The following is a 19,308-nucleotide window of genomic DNA, read 5'->3' on the forward strand; positions in this document are numbered from 1 at the left end:
GTGTCCCCGCGGGCGCCGGACGGCGGTCCGTCCGGCACCCGCGGATGACCGGTCAGAGCTTCTCGAGCATCGTCCTCATCGAGGCGATCTCGGCCTGCTGGTCGGTGACGATCTTCTGGGCGAGGGCCTTGGCGTCGGCGTTCGACCCCTGCGCCGCCTCCTGCTGTGCCATCTGCACGGCACCCTCGTGGTGGGCGATCATCATGGTCAGGAACTGCTTGTCGAACGTGCCGCCCTTGGCGCCCATCAACGTGGTCATGTCCTCGGCGGACATCATGCCGGGCATCGCGCCGTGCTGCATGCCGGGCATGTCGGACGCCATGCTCGCGGCGGGCATCGGCGCGGGCTTCCCCCAGGCGGTCAGCCACTCGTTCATGGTGTCGATCTCCGGCTGCTGGGCGCCCTTGATCCGGCCGGCGAGCTCCTTGACGCCGGCGTCGGCGGCGCGGCCCTCGGCCATCGCGGCCATCTGGAGGGCCTGCCGGTGGTGGTCGATCATGTGCTGGGCGAAAGCCACATCGGCGTCGTTGGCCGCGGCGCTCGCGGGTGCACCGCTCGCGGCGGTCGTGGCGCCGTGGTCCATCCCGGAGCCGGACGGCGAGTCGTCACCGCCGCAGGCGGACAGGACGAGGGTGGCGGTGACGGCGGCGCCGGCGAGCAGGCCGCGGCGCAGGAAACGTACGGTGATCATGGACGTACAACCTCTCGAGGCTGGGACGGGGTGCGCGGGGACGGACCGGGACACGGCGCGTACGGCCGCATGCCGGTGAAGGCGTCCTATATGCGCAGCACCGACACCGATGCCACGGTCAGTCCCAGCCACCGTCTCGGCGGTGGTCGCGGCACACGCAGTCCGGCGCGCCGATCCCGGCCCCAGGCGAGAAGGCCTCGTCGCGGGGTCAGCAGCAACGCCGCCAGCAGCACCGCGACGGCGAGACCGCCGAGGACGGCCAGGCAGACCGCCCAGCCGTTCATCCCGCCGTGGTCGTGGCAGCGCCCGTCCGGGCAATGCTCAGCGGCCACGGCACCCGGCCCCGCGGCGGCCGTCGCCATCGGGACGGAGCCCGCCGTGGCCGTGGCCGTGGCGGGCGGGTGCCCGTGCGCGTGGCGGTGCACCCCCGAGTGGCCCAGCGTGTGCATCGTGGCCAGCCCGAAGACGGTGCAGAACAGCAGGATCCACCGGACGGCACGCCCGGTGGCTGCTGCTTCCGCGGGGATCACGGTGTCCACGCTAGCGTGCCGGGGTGCCGGCACCTCCGGCATCCCCGGCCGCCGTCACTGCTGCTGCGGGTCGAGGTGCACCCGGCGCAGCAGCTGCGCGTTGAGCGCCACCACGATGGTCGACGCCGACATGAGCACCGCGCCGATCGCCGGGCTCAGCGTGATGCCGGCCCAGGCCAGCACGCCCGCGGCGAGCGGGATCGCCAGCACGTTGTAGCCGGCCGCCCAGGCGAGGTTCTGCACCATCTTGCGGTACGAGGCTTTCGAGAGGCGGATCACGCTGGTCACGCCGCGCGGGTCCGAGGACGCCAGCACGACGCCCGCCGACTCGATCGCCACGTCGGTGCCGGCGCCGATGGCCAGGCCCACGTCCGCGCGGGCCAGCGCCGGGGCGTCGTTGACCCCGTCGCCGACCATGGCCACGGTCAGCCCCCGCGCCTGCAGGTCCGCCACCGCCTTGTCCTTGTCGGCCGGCAGCACCTCCGCGAACACCTCGTCCACACCCGGCCGGAATCCCAGGTCGGCGGCGACCGCCTCGGCGACCGGCCGCGCGTCGCCGGTGATCATCACGGTCTTGCGGACGCCGGTGCGGCGCAACTGCTCGATCGCCTGCCGCGCCTCGGGCCGTACCTCGTCCTCGAGCGCGAACGCACCGACCACCTCGGGCTTGCCGGCGCTGGGCATCCGTACCAGGTGCAGCACGGCAGCACCACGATGCGACCACTGGTTCGCGGTCTGTGCGAGGGCTTCGGGCACGGCCGTGTTCAGCTCACGCAGCAGCGCCGGGCCGCCCACCGCGTACGCCGTACCGTCGACGACCGCTTGCACCCCCCGGCCGGTGAGTGACCGGAAGTCCGTGGCCGTCGCCCGCAGGCCACGGTCGCGGGCGACCGCGGTCAGGGCCCGGGCGAGCGGGTGTTCGCTGTCGGCCTCCACCGCGCCGGCGATGCGCAGCACCTCGTCCTCGGTCGCGCCGTCCGCGGCCGCCACCCCGGTCACCGTGTGCGCGCCCTTGGTCAGCGTGCCGGTCTTGTCGAAGAGCACCGCGTCGACCGTGCGCATGCGCTCCAGGGCGAGGCGGTCCTTGACGAGGATGCCGGCCTTCGCCGACAGCGCCGTGGACAGCGCGATCACCAGCGGGATGGCCAGGCCGAGCGCGTGCGGGCAGGCGATCACCAGGACCGTCACGGTACGCACGACCGACTGGCCGACGTCGCCGAGCGCCCACCACACCGCGAACGTCACCACGGCGGCGGCCGTCGCGATGTAGAACAGCATGGCGGCGAACCGGTCGGCGAGGACCTGCGCGCGTCCGCTGGAGGCTTGCGCCTGGGCGACGAGCCGGCCGATCCCGGCCAGGGCGGTGTCCTCGCCCACCGCGTCCACCCGGACGCGCAGCGCCGAGTCGGTGGCGACCGTGCCGGCGACGACGCGCTCCCCCACCGTCCGGGCGACCGGGCGGGACTCACCGGTGATCATCGACTCGTCGAGCTCGGCGGTGCCCTCGACGATGCGCCCGTCGGCGGGCACGCGCCCGCCGGAGCGCACCAGCACCACGTCGCCCACGCTCAGGTCGCCGACCGGCACCCGCTCGACCTCGGCGGCGCCGGTGACGCGCTCGGCGTCGTCGGGGAGCAGCGCCGCGAGCGCCGCCAGGGCGCCCTGGGCCTGCCCGATCGCCTTCATCTCCTGCCAGTGGCCCAGCAGCATGATCGTCACCAGCGCGGCCAGCTCCCACCAGAAGTCGAGGTCGAAGAGGCCGAGGCTGGTGGCCAGCGACGCCACGTACGCGACGGTGATCGCCATGGAGATCAGCAGCATCATGCCCGGCGCCCGGTCGCGGATCTCGCTGACGCCGCCGGCCAGGAACGGCCGGCCGCCGTAGCAGAACACCACCGTGCCGAGCACCGGGCCGACCAGGCCGATGCCGGGAAAGTCGATCGAGTAGCCGAACCAGTCCATCACCATGGGGCTGGTCACCACGATCGGCACGGTCAGCAGCAAGCTCAGCCAGAACTTGCGCCGGAACATCTCGGGGTCGTGACCGGCGTGCTTGTCATGGCCGCCGTGACCGTGCTCCTGGTGCCCGTGGTCGTGGGTGGCGGGGTGGTGCGGGTGCTCCGCGGTCCGCAGACCGCTCATCTTCTCGTCGCTGGGTGCCATGGCCCATCGCCTCCTCGCCGCGACTCTATACCCCCAGGGGGTATACGGCAAGGGCCGTCACCGCGAGCTCGCGCCGCGGCGGTGCAGGGCGGTCAGCGCCGCCGTCAGAAGCTCGCCCGGACGCTGCCGGTGACCGATCAGCCTGGTGAACAGGGAGTGCCGCAGCACCCGGCCGGGGTGGGTGCCGTGAACGCGCCCAGGATCGGGCAGCGCGTGGTCCACGTTGTCCGTACCGGTGTCCGGACGGTCCGTGCGTTGCATGCCGATCCCGAGCCGCCGGACGGACAGCGCGGCGTCGAGCAACGCCGGCGCGACGCGCTGACCCAGCATGAAGGCTGCCGCCGCGCCGCCGACCGGGATCTCGCGCCGGGGACGGCGGGCCGCGAACACGATGCTGGCGGCGACACCTCGGGGGCGTACACCGGCGGCGGGGGCTTGACCAGCACGCCGAGCTTGCTGCGCGCGTGCTCGAAGAACGGGGTGTCGACGGAGGCCGGCAGGATCGTCGTGACGGCGATCGGCGCGCCCTCCTGCGCCAGCTCCATCCGGAGGGTGTCGTAGAGGCCCTGCAGGGCGAACTTGCTGGCGACGTACGGTCCGCTGAGCGGGACCGCGCGCTTGCCCTCGCCGGAGGACACACCGATGATCACGCCCCCACCGGCCCGGCGCAGCGCGGGCAACGCGGCGTGCACGCCGTGCACGTGGCCGAGGAAGTTCACCCGCATCACCCGCTCGAACTCCGCGGCGCTGATGTCCTCGACCCGGCCCCAGATGCCGACCGCCGCGACATTGACCCAGGTGTCGATCCGCCCGAACTGCCGCTCGGCCAGCTCGGCCAGGGACCGCACCGCGGCGGCGTCGGCCACGTCGGCCGGTACGGCCACCGCGGTCCCGCCGCGCTCGCGGATCTCGGCGACCAGCGTGTCCAGCGCCGTCGTGCCGCGGGCTGCGCAGACGACCCGGGCGCCGCGGGCCGCGAACGCGAGCGCGGTGGCACGGCCAATGCCGGTGGACGCCCCGGCGACGACCACGACCTGCGCGGACACCGGCTTGGGCATGACGGGCTCCTCGTTCTCGGCGGACCCCGTCGAGCTACCCCGTGCACGCCCCGATACGCCTGCGACCGCATCGGGGCGCGGCCGCGGCCTCGCGCGCTCGCTACGGCACCGTCCGCAGGTCCAGGCTGTGGCGCACGAACGTCTCCTGGTTGCCGGTCGACCACCACAGCACCCCGCCGCGGTAGCCGATCTGACCCGCGTCCGGGCTGATCTGCACCGTGCGCCGCGTGGCGATCTCGTAGGCCAGCAGCTCGGCGTTGCCGGTCAGCTCCGCGGTCCGGCCGACCTGCACGAACACCTCGAAGCGGTCCAGCGGCGCGACGTCCACGATCTCGGTCGCCGCCGTGCCGCCGGCGACGACGCGGCGGTCACCGCCGCCGGGGCGCATCAGCTCGATGCGGCTGTAGCCGTCGCCGTCCAGCGAGACGACCTGGCACCAGCTCGGACTGCAGCTGGTCGCCCCTTTACGGGTACGGGTGACCGCGACGTCCTGTCCCGTGACGAGGTTGCGCAGGGTCCCCGCGCCCGCCGACTCGGCGACGCCGTCGGCCATCCACGGCCACGCGAGCAGCCGCCACGTCCCGGGCACCGGGCGTACCTCGACCGGCCCGCCGGCCACCGCGGCCGAGCGGACCTCGGTGGTTCCCCCGGCGCCCGCGGCCACCCAGCGCAGCCGGCCGTCCGCGGCCACGAGGTCGCTCTCCGAGCGGTAGAACCGGGCCTGGCCCGTGTCGGCGGTCACCCGGTGCGCGGGCCGTCCGGCGCGCAGATCCGCAGCCCAGAGCTCCAGCCGGTCGCCGTCCGTACGCTCGAACCAGGCCAGCAGGTCACCCGTGACGGTGATGCCCTGGAACGAGGGATGGGCCGCGGCGGGCAGCGCCCGGAGCTGGCGGACCGAGCCGTCCGGGCCGCGCCGGAGCAGGCGCATGAGCTTGCCGTCCCGGCTGGGAGCGGTGCCGATCGAGGTGTGCGCGTCGAGGAACGCGCCCGGTTCGTACGCCGTCCCGTCGGCCAGCGTGGCGGCCAGGGCATCCTTCTGCGCGCCCGGCCACGCCAGCGCCGCGGGGGTGGGACCGCTGCGCCGGCCCTGGGCGGCCGGTGGCACGGCGAGCAGCAGGGCGGCGGCGGCCAGCGCGGCGGCCAGCCCGAGGCCCGGGCGGGCACGGCGGGCTCCGGTCACGGCACAAACCTCCTGGCTGCAGACGGCCGATGGTACTGCTTTTGGATACTGTGATTCCGTGGGTGGTGCGGAGGTCCGGGACGACGACCGGGACGCGAGAGCGGCGCAGCTGGACGAGCGCGAACGCCGCGTGCTCGCACGCGAGCGTGCCGCCGACCGGCGCGACGCCGGCGCCGACGCCCGGGAACGCCACGCCGACCAGCGGGAACGCGACGCCGACGCGCGCGAGCACGCCGCGAACGAGCGCGAACGCCGCCTCGAGCAGGCGGAGGCCGACGAGGACCCGCAGCCGGCCGATCCGATGCGGCGGTTCCAGGAGTCCATCGGGCGCACCTCGGCGCGCACGGACCGCAGCAACGACTTCCTCGAGCGCTCCCGCGAGGCCGTGCAGCGCGGCGCCGACCGGATGGACCGGCTGCGACGGGCGACCGGTCACGCCGAGGGGGCCGACGGCGCCGACGCCGGCAACGGGGAATCCGGGCGGCCGCGGCACGGTTGAGACCCTCGTGCGGAAGAAGATCGGATTCCTGTCGTTCGGCCACTGGCGCAACGCGTCCGGCTCGCAAACCCGCAGCGCGGCGGACGCCCTGCTGCAGACGATCGAGCTGGCTCAGGCCGCCGAGGAGCTGGGCGTCGACGGCGCGTTCGTCCGCGTCCACCACTTCGAGCGGCAGCTGGCGTCGCCGTTCCCGCTGCTGTCGGCGATGGCCGCGCGGACCTCGCGGATCGAGGTCGGCACCGGCGTGATCGACATGCGGTACGAGAACCCGCTGTACATGGCCGAGGAGGCCGCCGCCACCGACCTGATCAGCGGCGGACGGCTGCAGCTCGGGGTCAGCCGCGGCTCACCCGAGACCGTCCTGCGCGGCGCCGAGGTGTTCGGATACGTCCCGGCCGAGGGCGAGACCGCGGCCGACGCGGCCCGGCGCAAGACCGAGATCTTCCTCGCCGCGATCGACGGGACCGCGGTCGCGCGTACCGACCCCGCCCGCACGGGCATCAGCGGCGGGCTGGCCATCCAGCCGCAGTCCCCCGGCCTGCGCGAGCGCATCTGGTGGGGCGCCGGCACCCGCGCGACCGCGCAGTGGGCGGCCGGCATCGGCGTCAACCTGCAGAGCTCCACGCTGCTGTCCGAGGACACCGGCGTGCCGTTCGACCGGTTGCAGGCCGAGCAGATCGAGCTGTACCGGCAGGCGTGGAAGGAGCACGGGCACGACCGCGAGCCGCGGGTGTCCGTCTCGCGCAGCGTCCTGCCGATCACCGAGGACATCGACCGGCTGTACTTCGGCGATCAGGCCCACGAGGACCAGGTCGGGCTGCTCGAGGGCGTACGGTCCCGCTTCGGGCGCACGTACGCGGGCGAACCGGACCGTATCGCCGGGGAGCTCGCCGCCGACGAGGCCGTCCGCGCCGCCGACACCGTGCTGTTCACGGTGCCCAACCAGCTCGGGGTCGCGTACAACGCCCGCATCCTGGAGACGATCGTCCGGGACATCGCACCGGCGATCGGCTGGACCCGGGCCTGATCGGGTGAGTAGCGTCGCGCCATGCCGGAGATCGATCGGGGCAGGCTGCGCACGCTGACGGACCGCGAGCGGGTCCGGTTCGCCGAGCGGCATCCGCGCTCGGCCGCGGCGTACGCGAATGCCGGGCACCTCTTCGGCCGCGTGCCGATGACCTGGATGAACAAGACCGCCGCCGGCTTCCCGGTGTACGCCGACCGCGCCCGCGGCGCCCGGATCACCGACGTGGACGGCCACGAGTACGTCGACTTCTGCCTGGGCGACACGGCGGCCATGGCCGGGCACTCCCCCGCACCCGTGGTAGCCGCGGTCACCCGCCGGCTCGGGGAGCTGGGCGGCGCCAGCGTCATGCTGCCCACCGAGGACGCGGCCGCGGTCGGCGAGGAGCTGGCCCGCCGGTTCGGGCTGCCGCTGTGGAGCTTCGCGCTGACCGCGACGGACGCCAACCGCTGGGCGATCCGGCTGCTGCGCGCGGTCACCGGCCGCCCCCGGATTCTGGTCAACAGCTACTGCTACCACGGCTCGGTCGACGAGTCGCTGATCGTCGTCGGCCCGGACGGGCGCCCACGCAGCCGGGAGGGCAACGTCGGCGCCCCCACCGACGTGACGTCGACCAGCCGGGTCGCCGAGTTCAACGACCTGGCCGGGCTGGAGCGCGAGCTGGCGTACGGGGACGTGGCCGCGGTGCTCATGGAGCCCGCGCTGACCAACATCGGCATCGTGCTGCCGGAGCCGAGTTACCTGGACGGCGTCCGCGAACTCACCCGGCGGTACGGCACCTACCTGATCAACGACGAGACGCACACGTTCTCGGCGGGACCGGGCGGTGCCACGGCCGCGTGGGCGCTCAGCCCGGACGTGGTGACGATCGGCAAGGCGATCGGCGGCGGGGTGCCGGTGGGCGCGTACGGGCTCTCCGCCGAGCTGGCCGGGCGGCTGGGCGGGCGTACGGACCTGGACCTGGTCGACATGGGCGGCGTCGGCGGCACCCTCGCGGGCAACCCGGTGTCGATGGCGGCCACCCGCGCCACGCTCGAGGAGGTGCTGACCGGGGCGGCGTTCGCGGGCATGGCCGAGGTGGCGACCGGGTTCGAGGACGGCGTACGCGCGATCATCGAGCGGCACGCGCTGCCGTGGTCGGTGAGCCGGCTCGGCGCCCGCGCGGAGTACCGCTTCGCCGCCCCGGCTCCGCGCACCGGCACCGAGTCGGCGGCCTGCGCGGACGCCGAGCTGGAGGACTTCCTGCACGTGTACCTGCTCAACCGGGGTGTGCTGCTGACCCCGTTCCACAACATGGCGCTGATGTGCCCGGAGACGACGGCCGCGGATGTCGCACGTCACCACGAGATCTTCGACGCGGCCCTGACGCAGCTGCGCGGCTGAGGGCAGAATCTCCGGTGTGCCGCTGCCCTCCCGCCCGCTGCGCAAGCTGGGCTTCCTGACGATCGGCCTGTTCGACGGCGCCGATCCCCGCCCCGGCCACGAGTCGACGCTGGAGGTGATCCGGCTCGGCGAACAGCTCGGCTTCGACAGCGCCTGGGTACGCCACCGGCACCTGCAGTACGGCATCTCCTCCCCGGTCGCGCTGCTGGCCGCCGCCTCCCAGCGCACCAGCCGCATCGAGCTGGGCACGGCGGTCATCCCGCTGGGCTGGGAGAACCCGCTGCGCCTGGCCGAGGACCTCGCCACCGTCGACGTGCTGTCCGGCGGGCGGCTGAACCCGGGGGTGAGCGTCGGCCCGCCGATGCGCTACGACACCGTCAAGGAGACGCTCTACCCGGACACCGGCGACGTCGAGGACTTCAGCTACCGGCGGGTGGAGCGGCTCCTCGACCTCGTGGCCGGCGAGCCCGCGGCGACCGCCGGCGGCGTCCAGGGCTTCGAGGTGTTCTCCGAACGGGTGGAGCCGCACTCCCCCGGCCTGCGCTCGCGCCTCTGGTACGGCGGCGCCAGCCTGCGCTCGGCGCAGTGGGCCGGCGAGCACGGCATGAACTTCCTGACCAGCAGCGTGGTCAAGGCCGAGGAGTCCGAGGACTTCGAGCAGATCCAGCTGTCGCACATCCGCGCGTTCCGCGCCCGCCACCCCGACGGCGACCGGGCCCGCGTCTCGCAAGGCCTGGTCGTCATCCCGACCGACACGGCCACGGCCGAACAGAGGACCAGATACCTCGCGTACGCCGAGAAGCGCACGCCCCGCACCACGACGCCGCAGGGGCCGGCCCGGATGATGTTCGCGCCCGACCTCGTCGGCACGTCGGAGGAGATCGCCGAGCGGCTGTGGGCGCACGCCGCGTTCCGGGAGATCGACGAGGTGGCCTTCGCCCTGCCGTTCAGCTTCGAGCACGCCGACTACGTGCAGATCCTCACCGACATGGCGACGCGGCTGGGGCCCGCGCTGGGCTGGCGCCCGGCCGGCTGACCGCGGCGCCCGTTCGATGCCGGCCGGTTGATCGCGGACCGGGCGTTCCGGTCATCGCTGGGCCGGCGTGCCGTCCGCGGGCGGGAGGTGGTGGGCGGGCCGGTCGGAGACCCGGTGCTCCGCGGTGCGTACCGCCTCGGTCACCAGCCGGGCCACGTGCTCGTCGGTGAGCGCGTACACCTGGCGGCGGCCGTCGCGGCGGCCCCGGACCAGGCCGGCGAGGCGCAGCTTCCCGAGGTGCTGGGAGACCGCCGGGCGGGCCGCGCCGACCGCGGCCGTCAACGCCGTCACGTCGCGTTCGCCCCGCACGAGCTCCACCATGAGGCGCAGCCGGGTGCTGTCGGCGAGCATGGCCAGAACCGTGGTCGCGGCCTCGACCACCAGGTCGGCGGGCTGTTGTTGCAGCTCACCGGCAGTTGCAACGTTGTCGCGTGCGTGCATGAGCACATATTATGGGTCCTCGCCTCCTGAGGAGGATGACAATGTCCGAGCATCAGCACGAGCACGCGCATGCGCCCAGCCACGTCGGGTGGCGGCACCGGCTGGGGCACCTGCTCACGCCGCACTCGCACGACACCGCCGACAAGGTGGATTCCGCGCTCGAGGCCTCCCGCGAGGGCATGCGGGCCCTGTGGATCTCGCTGACCGCGCTGGGCGTCACCGCGGCGCTGCAGGCGTTGATCGTGGTCCTCTCCGGGTCGGTGGCGCTGCTCGGCGACACCCTGCACAACGTCGCCGACGCGCTCACCGCCGTACCGCTGGGCATCGCGTTCTGGCTCGGCCGCCGGGCCGCCACCCGGGCGTACACCTATGGTTTCGGCCGCGCCGAGGACCTGGCCGGCGTCGTCATCGTCCTGGTGATCGCCGCCTCGGCGGTCGCGTCGGCCTGGCTGGCGGCCGACCGGCTGCTGCACCCGCGGGCGATGACGCACCTGCCGTGGGTGCTGGCGGCCGGGGTGATCGGGTTCGCCGGCAACGAGCTGGTCGCCCGCTACCGGATCACGGTCGGCCGGCGCATCGGCTCGGCCGCGCTCGTCGCCGACGGACTGCACGCGCGTACGGACGGCTTCACGTCGCTGGCCGTGGTGCTCGCCGCCGCGGGCGCCTGGGCGGGCTGGGGCTGGGCGGACCCGGTGGTCGGCCTCGCCATCACGGTGGCCATCGCGTTCGTCCTCAAGGACGCCGCCCGCGAGGTCTACCACCGGCTGATGGACCGGGTCGATCCGGAGCTGGTCGACCGGGCGGAGACCCACCTGCGGGCCGTCGACGGCGTACGCGACGTGTCGGAGCTGCGGCTGCGCTGGATCGGTCACCACCTGCACGCCGAGGCCGCGGTCGTGGTCGACGCGAGGCTGACCCTGCTCGCCGCGCACGAGATCGCGGCGGACGCCGAGCACCAGCTCACCCATGGTGTCCCCCGGCTCAGCGCGGCCACGGTGCACGTCGACCCGGACAGCCACCCGGGCCACGCGCACCACCTCGAGCTGTCCCACGACCGCCGCGACCGCCTCGCCGCGATCCGCCGCTAAACCGTCAGGGCGCCACGGGAGGCTCTGCGCCGGGTCTTGTCCGCGTACAGGCGCTCGTCGGCGACCGCGACCAGCGCGGCCAGGTCCGAGCCGTCGTCCGGAGCGGTGGCCGCACCGCACGAGATGCCGACCCGAGCGGCGAGCGCGGTCCGCAGCCGATCGCCGGCAGCGGCAGCCGCGGCAGCCGCATGCCCCGGCAGAACCATGATGAACTCGTCGCCGCCGGTACGCGCGACCAGCGCGTCCATCGGCAGCGTGAGCAGGGCGGTCTGCACCGCCCAGCGCAGCAGCTGATCGCCGGCCGCGTGGCCCTGAGTGTCATTGATCAGCTTGAAGTCGTCGAAGTCGAGGCACAGCACCGACAGCGGTTGGTCCGCCGTGGCGCTCGACAGCAGGGGAACCGCCTCCTGCTCCATGCCGCGCCGGTTGAGCGCGCCGGTCAGCGGATCCAGCTGGGCGAGTTCGTGCAGCTGCCGCCGCTGGGCCGCGACCATGGCCGCCTGCAGGGAACAGACCGCCACGATGACCAGCATGCCGCCCAGATTGACGAAGATGTAGCCGGGCGGCGGCGTACCGGACCACGCGGACGCGGCGTAGACGGCGACCAGCATCGCCTCCATCCCCACCATCACCCGGGGCGGACAGGTCACCGCGAAGAGCAGGCTCGGCGCGAAGAACCCGAGCGCCGCCGGCGAGCCGGCCCCACCGTCGAGCTCGGCGCCCACCCCGACGATGACCGTGGACACCACCCCCACCGCCAGCATGATCAGCCGGCTGCCGCGGGCAGTGGTGAGCGTCTGCGCGGCGGCGATGACAACGACGCCGATCAGCGCGCCGGCCGCGTACAACGCCACCATGACACCCCGATGCGGCCCACCCCACGTCATCGCGACATACGCCAGCGCAATGGCGTTCGCGGCGACACCCATCGCACCGCTGAGCACGATCCGCCAGGCCCGGCCACTGCTCCAGCGCTTCACCACCAGCTCCACACCGGCATGATCGGCAGCGCGGCGCGCAGGGACAGTATTTTCGCCGCTGACATCACGCCGGCCGCCCCTGCGAAGGCAAGGCGTCGACATCAGGCTCCTTTCTTATCTCGGATGAATGTCTGATTGTTCAGCTTGACTCTGGCATTGGCGCACCAGGGCGCCCACTGTGACGATCGCCGCATTTCCGGGGAGATCGTCTAGTTCCCCGACGGGACGGGACGCGGGACAATTTTCAGGTGCGGCAGCTACAGTTATTCTCAACGGCGGAATTGGCCACCATGCGTGACCGCACCGCATCGCGAAACCATTCCCCGGCGCGGGAGGAGTTTCGCCGCGAACACGCACGACACCGACAGTGGGGATTGGCACGAAGGCACGCGGAGAAGCTGCGCCGCCTGCACGGCGACAGCGACGCGGGGCGGCGGCCGGGCGCGCGGAGGGAAGCCAACCAGCCGGTGGGGCCCGGCCGACGGGTGGGCGCAGGCCAACCGGCGCGCGCAGGCCAACCGGCGCGCGCAGGCCAACCGGCGCGCGCAGGCCAACCGGCGAGCGCAGGCCAACCGGCGAGCGCAGGCCAACCGATGTGCGCAGGCCAGCCGATGTGCGCGCTGAGGGAGGTCGACCAGCCGGCGGGCGCGGGCCAGCCGGCGGGCGCGCGGAGGAAGGCCAACCAGCCGGCGGGCGTCGGCGGGCCGGCGGGCGCGCGCAAAGACGCCGACCTGCTAGCAGGCATGCGTGGCAAGGCTGACCGGCCAGCAGGTGTGCGCAGCGACGCCGACCAGCCGGCGCGCGCGACCACCAGCCGGCGGGTGACCGCCACCACCAGTCGGGGGACGAACGCAACCATTGGTCAGCGACTCCGGACGCCACCGCAGCCGAGCCACCCGCGGCCCCTGACGCGACCACAGTCCCGCATTCGGCGACCTCGACCGCGACCGCGACCGAGTCGCCCGCGACCCCGGACACCACCGCAGTCAAGCCTTCGGCGACCCCGACCGTCGCCTCGGCCGAGTCGCCGGCGGCAGGAACCGATACGCGCCACGACTGCTTATGGAATCGCGTAAAGCGACACAATGACACGCTCGCCTGTCGGCGCGCCCACCGTATCTGCAGAGCGACAGCGTATCAAAGCGTCGGGCCGAAATCGCCGGAACGCGTTCGCCATGGAAGAATACATGCTTCGGGCGGTCAGGGAGCCGAGTGCCCTCGTATGGGAATTGCCGACGTGGGGAATCGGTGCGCGATCAAATCTCGGCGGGTCCGCCACCACATTCAGGATGGCCACGGATCGCCGCCAACGATGTATCGTTGCGTCGAGGTCCGCCACAATGCGAATGTGTTGACTCACCCGACCGCCGGGGTCAACGGTGCTGTGCGTTTTCAAGGCCAGCGCTGCAGAGGCGGCAGCAGGGCGGCGATCACCGCATGGCCGCGGGCGTCGGGGTGGTCGCCGTCGGATGCCAGCAGCGGCGTCGGGTCGCTGTCTCCGTCGGGGCCGTGGAAGGCCGCTTTGGTGTCGACGTAGCGGGCGCCGGTGTCCCGGGCCGCGGCCCGCAATGCGTCGTTGACGGCGGCCGTCGCCCGGGCGGCGGCCCGCGGGTCGGCGGTGCCGGCGTGGCCGTCCGGCACGATGCTCCAGTAGCCCAGCACCACCACGGGTACGCGGTGGACGCCCTCGATACCGGCGATCGTGGCCGCGACGGCGGTGCGGACCCCGGCCGTGGCCGCCGCGTAGTCGCCCCGGAACACCGGTGCCACGTCGTTGGCACCGGCCATGACCAGCACCTCGTCCGCCCTGGCGAGCGTGTCCCGCGCGGCCGGAAGCCCGGCCAGCACGTCGGCGGAGGTCGCGCCCGGGACCGCGAGGTTCACGGCGGCGGCGCGCTGGGCGCGGGCGTACAGCACCGGGAACGGGTCGCAGCCGCAGGCCGTGCCGGCCGGTACGGAATCGCCCAGCGCCACCACGATCCGCGCCGGCGCGACCGGGGCGGCACCGGCGCACGCCGCCACCAGCATGCCCGCCATGACGACGGCGAAAGCGCGGAGGACCACGGTCCTCATCGTTGCGGCCGGGCGAGGTGGGCGGAGAGCCAGTCGAAGGCCACCGGTTCCATCTGGTGCCAGACCGCGTCGCTGTGGCCGCCGCGTGCGACCACTGCCGTGGTCACCGTGAGCGGTGGCCGGCCCAGGCGTGCCAGCAGGGTTGATGCCCGTCTCGTCCCTCGGTCGTCCGCGGCCCACCCCAGCCACAGTGCCACGCGCGGGGGTGGAAGGTGGCGCAGCCGCCAGGCCGGGTTGTGCAGTGTGTTCTCGGTGCCGTCGCCGATGCGGATGCCGGGCGAGGCGTACCCGGACAGTGAGGCCGCGGCGGCGTACTCGGTGGGGTGGCGCAGCAGGAGGTCGGTTGCGCAGAACGCGCCGGCCGAGTAGCCGGTCAACGCCCAGCCCGCCCGGTCGGTGCGGACCCGCCAGTGCGCTTCGGCGTACGCGGGCACGTCCGTGGTCAGGAAGGTTTCCGTGCGCGGGCCGCCGACCAGATCTGTGCATTCGGTGTCGAGCAGGGGGTCCGGCGTCTGGAACGGGAACAGCACGACCGTGGGCGCCATCCGTCCCGCCGCGATCTCACCGTCCAGCACGGACTGGACGTCGAGCCGGCGCAGCCATGTCCGCGGCGAGCCCGGATAGCCGTGCAACGCTTCGATCACCGGGTACCGGTCGTGTCCGGTGCGGTAGGCGGCCGGCAGGTACGCGTACATGGTGAGGGTGAGGCCGCTCGCCGGGCCGGGCACCCGTACGGTCAGCAGCTCGCTCCCGGTGGCCGCGGCGGCCGGCCGGCTGCCGGACGCATAGGTCTCCGTCATGCGGTTGACCTGCATGACCGCCGCGGCCGCCAGGCCCAGCAGCGCGGCGAAGGTGACGGCGGCGCGGCCCGGGGTGCGCCACCTCTCCCAGCGCAGCGCCGCCAGGACCGCGGTGCCGATCACGGCGGCGACGGCCGCCACCAGCGGCGTGAGGCTGTCCGCGCTCACGCCGGGAGCCGCATCGCGGGTGCCAACGGCGCGGGGAGCTGGTCGGGCTCCCAGCCGCGGGCCGCCGCGAAGCCGGGCGGCTGGGTGCGGGCCAGCGCGTCGGCGAGCGCGGCCGAGCGGCCCGGCGCGACCAGGTCCCAGCCCGTCGTCGTCACCCGCGCGTCGAGGCGCAGCCGGCCGGGCAGGGTGCGCAGCTCGGCGGCGGTCGTGCCCGGGCCCGGCACGGCGACCACGGTCACCACGTCCGGGAGGCGTCGCGCGGTCGCCACGGCGGGCGCGGCGGCCGGTACGAGCGCGAGGACCACCGGGAACGTGTCGCGGGGCGACGTGGTGTAGGCAGCCGGCACCACCAGCCGGGGTGGTCCCGCCAGCCGCCAGGCCTGCCATCCGTCCGGCCGCCAGGGCACCGGCGTCCCGGGCGGCAGCCGGCCGTCGAGGCGGCCCACGGCGGCCGGGCCGGCGTGCGCCACGGTGCCGGTGTTGCCCGCCAGCGCCTCCCAGGACGGGTAGAAGCCCTCCTGCCGGTTCACTGCGAGACCCACGGCCCCGGTCAGCAGCGCCTCGGTGAGCAGCACGCCGGCGATGCGGACCGGCAGCAGGCGGCGCGGCCACAGCCGGACGGTCGCGGCACCGGCGGCGGCGGTGGCCGCGACGGCCAGCACGAGCAGGGGTACGCCGGTGAGCGTCATCGCCCTCCCCCGCTCAGCACCGCCGGTGGCCGGGTGCGCGCGCGCAGGGCCGGTGCGGGCAGGAACGCCTCGGCGGTCAGCGCCGCGACAGCCACCCGCGGCAGGTCACGGGCGACCGGGAAGCACAGGTAGCGCGGCTCCCACGCGGGGTGGTACTTGGCGTTGGCCCGGTACAGCGACTCGATCTGCCACACCTTGGACGCCCGTTTCAGCACCCGGTGGCCGAGGCGCAGGAACGGTCCCGCACCGAGCTCGTCGGCCCGGGCGAACACCGAGCGCAGCACCGCGAAGTTCAGCGAGACCCGGCGTACGCCCAGGCCGGGCGCGGCGCGCAGCACGTCCACCACCATCAGCTCGGTGATCCCGTTGGCGGCCGTACGGTCGGCGCGCATCAGGTCCAGGGACAGCCCGTCGTCGCCCCACGGCACGAACTGCAGCAGCCCACGCAGGTGCCCGTCCCCGTCGCGGCACAGCGCGAGCAGGCAGTCGCCGTCGCCCGGATCGCCGAACCGGGACAGCGCCATGGCGAAGCCGCGTTCCACCCGGCCGTCGCGGAACGCCTCGACGGCCCGCGCCGCCTCACGCAGTTCCTCCTCGGTCAGGTCCCGTTGGCGCGCGACCCGGCACGTGTAGCCGGCCCGGCCGATCCGGTTGACCGCCTGGCGTACGCCGCGCATCGGGCGGCCGTCCAGCCGGAACGCGGCCGCGTCGACCACCGCCTCGTCGCCGAGCTCGATGACGTCCAGCCCGGCCCGCCGGTACGCCGTACCGCCGGCCCGCCCGCACCCGAGCACCGCCGGCGTCCACCCGTGCGCGGCGGCGTCACGCAGCCAGGCGCCGATCGCGCCCGGCCACGCCGAGGGCGGTCCGAGCGGGTCCCCGGATGCCAGGCTCACCCCGCGCACGACCCGGTACGCGACCGCCGCGGCCCCGTCCGGCGCCCAGATCAGCGACTTGTCGGCGCGTACGGCGAAGTAGCCGAGGGAGTCCGCGCTGCCGTGCCGGCGCAGCAGGTCCCGCAGTCGCAGGTCTTCCTCGGGCGTACGGCCGGGCGCGCGCGAGCCGGGCTGCAGCAGGACGATGAGGGCCAGTCCCGCGGCGAGCAGGGTGCTGGCGCCGGTGGTGAGGCTCACCGCCTCGGCGCCGAGCGCGTGCTGGTAGCGGATCGGCCCGTCGAGCCCGATCAGCCCGAGCGCGGCCTCCTTGGCCCAGTCCGCCACGCCCGGATGGCCGACGAGCCGGTTCATCCGTACCGCGATCTCGGCGAGGCCGAGGGCGAACCCGGCGCCGGTGAAGCCGAGGAAAACGGTGAGCGCGCGCCAGCGGCTGCCCCGGTCGGCGGGTGCGGTGAACCGGTCCCGCGTGGCGAGCAGGGTCACCAGCAGCAGCGCGGAGACCGCGGCCGCGTCGTAGTCCAGGCCCTTGGCCAGGTGCAGGACGGTCGCGAGGGCCGACAGCACCGTGGCGACCTGCCAGGCGCGCCGTTTGCCGCGCCGCAGACCCGCTCCGAGGTAGATGAGCAACAGCCCGACCAGGGCGGTTGCCGTACGGGCCGAGAGGATGCCGGCGGCCGGGACGAACTCCATGAGCGCGAGCAGCCGCCCGTGCCGCGGGGGTATCACGGCCGTGACGACGTCGAAGAGACCGGCCAGCTGCACCAGCCGGGCGATCGTGCGCCGTGACAGCGGCGGGTGCAGCGCCGGCGCTGATTCCTGCATGGCGCCATCCTGTGAGCGCCCCCTTGGGACAGCCCGGATGTCCGCTGAGAGGCTGCTGTGGTCCGGCTATGGCGCAGCGGTCAGGGCGTACGGCCCGGCGGGCGAAGCCGGTGACGGAAGATCACAAACTGCTCAGGTACATCCGGGGGGATGCGGGGAATACCCGCGCGCATGGCCACCATCACCACTGCACCCCAGTCGACCTGGGCGCCGCTTCGCATCGGGGTGTTCCGGGTGCTGTGGCTCGCCGTGCTCGGCAGCCAGCTGGGCACCTGGATGCAGACGGTCGGGGCGCAGTGGCTGCTGGTCGACGAGCCCAACGCCGGCACTCTGGTGTCGCTGGTGCAGACCGCCGGGACGCTGCCCGTGCTGCTCCTGGCGCTGCCGGGCGGCGTGCTCGCCGACTCGCTGGACCGCCGCCGGCTGCTCATCTGGGTGCAGCTGTTCCAGGTGGGCGTCGGCGTCGCACTGACCGCGCTGACCCTCGCCGGGGTGATGACCCCGCCGCTGCTGCTGACGCTGACGTTCGCGCTGGGCTGCGGGATGGCGCTGACCAACCCGGCGTACCAGGCGGTCATCCCGGAGCTGGTGCCGCGCTCGCAGATCCCGGAGGCGGCCGCGCTCGGGTCGATCGGCATGAACCTCGCCCGCTCGGTCGGCCCGGCGCTGGCCGGGCTGCTCGTGGCGCACGTCGGGGTGGCCGCCGTCTTCGGGATCAACGCCGTCAGCTTCCTGGTGTTCGCGGTGGCGCTGTTCCTCTGGCACCGGCGCCCGCCCGAGGACGCCGGCCTGCCCGAGCCGTTCGTGGCGGCGCTGCGCGCGGGCGGCCGGTACGTGCGGCACTCCCCCGTGATGCGCCGCCTGCTGCTGCGGGTCAGCGTGTTCATCGTGCCCGCGGTCGCGCTGTGGGCGTTGCTGCCGCTCGTGGCGAGCCGGCGGCTGGGCATGGGCGCGGGCGGGTACGGCCTGCTGCTCGGCGCGCTCGGCGTCGGCGCGGTCCTCGGCGCTCTCGTGCTGCCCCGGATCCGCTCAGCCCTCTCGGCCAACGGGATGCTCGCCGCGGCCGGGCTCACGTACGCGGTGGTGCTGGCGATCCTCGCGCTGGTACGGGTGCCCGCCGTCGCCGTGGTGGTGCTCGTACCGGCCGGCGCCGCCTGGATGGCCGTCCTGTCGAGCCTCAACGCGGAGGTGCAACTGTTCCTGCCGCGCTGGGTACGGGCCCGCGGGCTGGGCACGTACCAGACGGTGTTCTTCGGCGGCCAGGCCATCGGCGCGGTGCTCTGGGGCCTGGTCGCCGACCGGATCGGCCTGGTCCCGGCGCTGCTCGCGGCGGGGGCGGCCACCGCGCTGGGCGTGGCGACCATCCCGCTCGGGCCGCTGCTGCCCTCGCGGCACCTGAACCGCGAGCCCGCCCGCCCATGGCCCGACCCGCACCTGAAGATCGAGCCGGACCCGGACGCCGGCCCGGTCGTGGTGGAGGTCAGCTACACGGTCGCGCCGGAGGACGAGGCGGCGTTCCTCGCGGCGATGCCCCGGCTGCGCCGCTCCCGGCAGCGCACCGGCGCGGTGCAGTGGGGCGTGTTCCGGACCGGGGAGAGCCCGGACCAGCTCGTCGAGGTGTACGTGGTGCCCAGCTGGGACGAGCACCTGCGCCAGCACAGCGGCCGCATGACCGGCGCCGACGAGGAGCTGGAGCGGCACGTCCGGGCGCTGTCCCACCCGGAGCCGCGCGTGGTGCACCGCCTCCCGATCGAGCCGCTGCGCAGATGACCGCAGCTTTGCGCACC

At 74.2% G+C, this 19,308-nt stretch carries 17 protein-coding genes; 6 read left to right on the forward strand and 11 right to left on the reverse strand.

The genetic code is table 11. The features are described 5' to 3' along the window. Nucleotides 1–52 precede the first annotated feature (52 nt). The 5 genes from IT780_RS14345 to IT780_RS14365 all read right to left on the reverse strand — a co-directional run bounded on the left by IT780_RS14345 (nt 53) and on the right by IT780_RS14365 (nt 5,622). The gene (locus IT780_RS14345; RefSeq protein WP_199512033.1) at nt 53–691 is read right to left on the reverse strand and encodes a DUF305 domain-containing protein; all 639 of its coding nucleotides are present in this window, start codon (nt 689–691) and stop codon (nt 53–55) included. An 86-nt stretch (nt 692–777) separates the two neighbouring features. Next, nucleotides 778–1,221, reverse strand: a complete 444-nt coding sequence (locus IT780_RS14350) for a hypothetical protein (RefSeq protein ID WP_199512034.1) — start codon at nt 1,219–1,221, stop codon at nt 778–780. Between the two features lie 54 nt (nt 1,222–1,275). Beyond that, complete coding sequence (locus IT780_RS14355) at nt 1,276–3,363, reverse strand: heavy metal translocating P-type ATPase (protein WP_199512351.1); 2,088 nt, start codon at nt 3,361–3,363, stop codon at nt 1,276–1,278. 158 nt (nt 3,364–3,521) lie between these two features. Next, nucleotides 3,522–4,442 carry an SDR family oxidoreductase gene (locus tag IT780_RS14360; RefSeq protein WP_199512035.1) on the reverse strand — a complete coding sequence of 307 codons (921 nt, stop codon included), beginning with the start codon at nt 4,440–4,442 and terminating at the stop codon, nt 3,522–3,524. A 100-nt stretch (nt 4,443–4,542) separates the two neighbouring features. Then, on the reverse strand, nt 4,543–5,622 hold the full coding sequence (locus tag IT780_RS14365) for a hypothetical protein (protein ID WP_199512036.1): 1,080 nt from the start codon (nt 5,620–5,622) through the stop codon (nt 4,543–4,545). 58 nt (nt 5,623–5,680) lie between these two features. Here IT780_RS14365 and IT780_RS14370 point away from each other — a divergent pair, with 58 nt between their 5' ends. The 4 genes from IT780_RS14370 to IT780_RS14385 are packed head-to-tail and all read left to right on the forward strand — an operon-like array spanning nt 5,681 to nt 9,564. Then, on the forward strand, nt 5,681–6,121 hold the full coding sequence (locus IT780_RS14370; protein WP_199512037.1) for a hypothetical protein: 441 nt from the start codon (nt 5,681–5,683) through the stop codon (nt 6,119–6,121). Nucleotides 6,122–6,128: 7 nt separating this feature from the next. Then, entirely contained in the window at nt 6,129–7,148 is a 1,020-nt protein-coding gene (locus IT780_RS14375; RefSeq protein ID WP_199512038.1) for an LLM class flavin-dependent oxidoreductase, read from the forward strand. Nucleotides 7,149–7,169: 21 nt separating this feature from the next. Further along, entirely contained in the window at nt 7,170–8,528 is a 1,359-nt protein-coding gene (locus tag IT780_RS14380; protein ID WP_199512039.1) for a transaminase, read from the forward strand. Nucleotides 8,529–8,544: 16 nt separating this feature from the next. Next, entirely contained in the window at nt 8,545–9,564 is a 1,020-nt protein-coding gene (locus IT780_RS14385) for an LLM class flavin-dependent oxidoreductase (RefSeq protein WP_199512040.1), read from the forward strand. A gap of 51 nt (nt 9,565–9,615) precedes the next feature. Here IT780_RS14385 and IT780_RS14390 read toward each other — a convergent pair whose 3' ends face one another. Further along, entirely contained in the window at nt 9,616–10,005 is a 390-nt protein-coding gene (locus IT780_RS14390; RefSeq protein ID WP_199512041.1) for an ArsR/SmtB family transcription factor, read from the reverse strand. A gap of 41 nt (nt 10,006–10,046) precedes the next feature. On the opposite strand from IT780_RS14390, the gene IT780_RS14395 reads away from it, so the two are divergent. Beyond that, on the forward strand, nt 10,047–11,093 hold the full coding sequence (locus tag IT780_RS14395) for a cation diffusion facilitator family transporter (RefSeq protein WP_372443692.1): 1,047 nt from the start codon (nt 10,047–10,049) through the stop codon (nt 11,091–11,093). On the opposite strand, the gene IT780_RS14400 is transcribed toward IT780_RS14395, so the two are convergent. The 5 genes from IT780_RS14400 to IT780_RS14415 form a co-directional block, all read right to left on the reverse strand. Further along, complete coding sequence (locus IT780_RS14400; RefSeq protein WP_199512043.1) at nt 11,090–12,085, reverse strand: GGDEF domain-containing protein; 996 nt, start codon at nt 12,083–12,085, stop codon at nt 11,090–11,092. The two genes, IT780_RS14395 and IT780_RS14400, sit on opposite strands and share 4 nt — an antisense overlap. A gap of 1,380 nt (nt 12,086–13,465) precedes the next feature. After that, complete coding sequence (locus tag IT780_RS14405) at nt 13,466–14,137, reverse strand: SGNH/GDSL hydrolase family protein (protein ID WP_307831186.1); 672 nt, start codon at nt 14,135–14,137, stop codon at nt 13,466–13,468. A 5-nt stretch (nt 14,138–14,142) separates the two neighbouring features. Continuing rightward, the gene (locus IT780_RS14410) at nt 14,143–15,114 is read right to left on the reverse strand and encodes an alpha/beta hydrolase (protein ID WP_307831187.1); all 972 of its coding nucleotides are present in this window, start codon (nt 15,112–15,114) and stop codon (nt 14,143–14,145) included. Then, the gene (locus IT780_RS41825) at nt 15,111–15,803 is read right to left on the reverse strand and encodes a hypothetical protein (RefSeq protein ID WP_233412851.1); all 693 of its coding nucleotides are present in this window, start codon (nt 15,801–15,803) and stop codon (nt 15,111–15,113) included. Before IT780_RS41825 ends, IT780_RS14410 begins: the two co-directional genes overlap by 4 nt. Beyond that, on the reverse strand, nt 15,800–17,521 hold the full coding sequence (locus IT780_RS14415) for a phosphatidylglycerol lysyltransferase domain-containing protein (protein ID WP_199512046.1): 1,722 nt from the start codon (nt 17,519–17,521) through the stop codon (nt 15,800–15,802). The genes IT780_RS41825 and IT780_RS14415 overlap by 4 nt, the downstream gene beginning before the upstream one ends. A 171-nt stretch (nt 17,522–17,692) precedes the next feature. Between IT780_RS14415 and IT780_RS14420 the strand changes: the two genes are divergently transcribed. Continuing rightward, a complete protein-coding gene (locus IT780_RS14420; protein WP_199512047.1) occupies nt 17,693–19,291 on the forward strand; it encodes an MFS transporter in 1,599 nt (532 codons plus the stop codon). Nucleotides 19,292–19,308: the final 17 nt, after the last annotated feature.

Origin of the sequence: Nucisporomicrobium flavum (assembly GCF_016464385.1) — a bacterium.
Taxonomy (GTDB): domain Bacteria; phylum Actinomycetota; class Actinomycetes; order Mycobacteriales; family Micromonosporaceae; genus Actinoplanes; species Actinoplanes flavus_A.